At 42.9% G+C, this 1843-nt stretch carries 1 protein-coding gene; it reads left to right on the forward strand.

The window, feature by feature from the left end:
- Positions 1-647: 647 nt before the first annotated feature.
- Positions 648-863, forward strand: coding sequence for a hypothetical protein (locus tag D6024_RS26305; RefSeq protein WP_121357799.1), 216 nt, complete (start codon positions 648-650; stop codon positions 861-863).
- Positions 864-1843: the final 980 nt, after the last annotated feature.

Consider the following 1843-nt stretch of genomic DNA (forward strand, 5'->3'; position numbering starts at 1 on the left):
CTCGTGCTCTTGAATAGCCTTGACAATCTGTGTTTCGGTGAAGTTTGATTTTTTCATATTTACTCATTTAAAATTAAGCGCCTTTGCTAACTTTCAAATGAGCGAATTATAGGGAAGCCGACAACATCTTGCAGACAATTACGTAGTTGTTAGTATTCCGCCTCAACTAATTTACTCACCAGTACGAGCTTTTTTGGAGACGGAAAAATCTTTAGAAAATATAGATTTCGGTGAGTGGCTAAGTAAAATTCACGCTGCTCACGTTTGAAGCACTTCGGCTAACAGTGTGTTTATAAAATTGTGGCGGGACATTAAACATTCGACTTTAAATTACTATTTTGCTGTTGTGGTTAATTGAAGCTGACGTTTTTCAAATGCCACAACTTCATAAACACTTTCACGTAAGCAGCAAGCGGCGCTGCTTCCCAGCCTGACACATTTTAGCACATTTACAGGCACACAGGGCAAGACACATGGCCAACCTGGAAAAGAGCTAAAATTTTGCTGGGCGACAGAGAGAGGATAGCCGAAATTTTGAATATCCAAATCCCCAATCTATATTTACAACGTTAAAATTGCTTGCTATCCACACGTTTAGGCACTTTTTTAGCTACGCTAAACGTTGTAATTCAGGAAACTAAATCGACATGGAAAACTTCACCGCTGTATACATCCCTGCTCCTAATAACAAAGGATATACTGCTATATTAGCTGAATACCCGAGTATCATCGCAGAAGCGGAAACCAAAGAGGAAGCAAAACGCATCCTTGAAGATAATCTTCACTTAGTTCTTCAGTATAGGAGAAAACAAACCTTAGAGCGTTATTCCAACGCCCAGACAGAAGTGCTCGCTTGTTACTAAAGTGTCAAATCCCTGGCGGTAACGGGATATTCAACGCTACGCAATGCGCTAACACCGTCGCCGGAAACATTTCCTTGTCATTAATCGGTGTGTTCAGGAGCGTATGCCCTCCGGTCTTTTTGTTCTCAAAAAAAATACCTCTTGCGCTGTGTTGGTCTGGCAGAGGAACTTGCTCAACTTCAGGAAACTTTCGTATCCAATTGTACAGGTCTTTCCTAGTCACTGGTGGACAGTTTAAATAGGTTCGTGACACAACCCCTGAGCTAAGTCTGTCTATAACAGGTAGTAGAACTAGAGAAAGTAATTTGGAGAATAGGAGGCTATGCCCTATCTTCGTGCTGTCAAAGGCTACAAATTACTTGAAAAAGCTCTCCAATTTTCCCTACCGGAGGGCTTTTTCATTATGTCCTCGTAAAACTACTATACAAAAATTAACTTTCCAAATTTTCGGGTAGGCATTTCGGTTTAATATAGCATTAAACGCAATCTTTTGCGCTTTTATCCACTTTTATCCACTTTTTTGACACTTGACGCACCCGAAAAATTGAGCCTGCGTATTCGCCTTAAAAAGCCATTTAACACAAATATTAGATATTATCGCCCAGCAATGTCAAAGAACTCCCACGCCTAAGCCGACAAGCACTTAAAGCCGCTCACAGGGTCAGACCACAGAGGCCAACGGCTTTAACAGCTTGCGTCTTGCAGCGCCGCCCCGACCATCCGCCTGCTGCTTACATGGGTTTGGCGTCATGGCGGGGTGACGAACATGGGCTCAACTACATATTTTCAAAAGAGCTGTATATCTTTATCCAGGGCTGACGAACCACGGACTTCCGTCACGAACGCCAAGCCCTCAACGTGTGTGTCTTGAATTGCTCCAGTGTTCATCTGGAGTGAATGCTCTACAAATGATGGAAGCTTTTCTTTAGTTAGCATGGGTGTGCGGAGTTCGAGCGAACTGAATGGCCGGCGTCAGCTAG

It is taken from the genome of Flavisolibacter nicotianae (genome assembly GCF_003628535.1).
Classification (GTDB): domain Bacteria; phylum Bacteroidota; class Bacteroidia; order Chitinophagales; family Chitinophagaceae; genus Flavisolibacter; species Flavisolibacter nicotianae.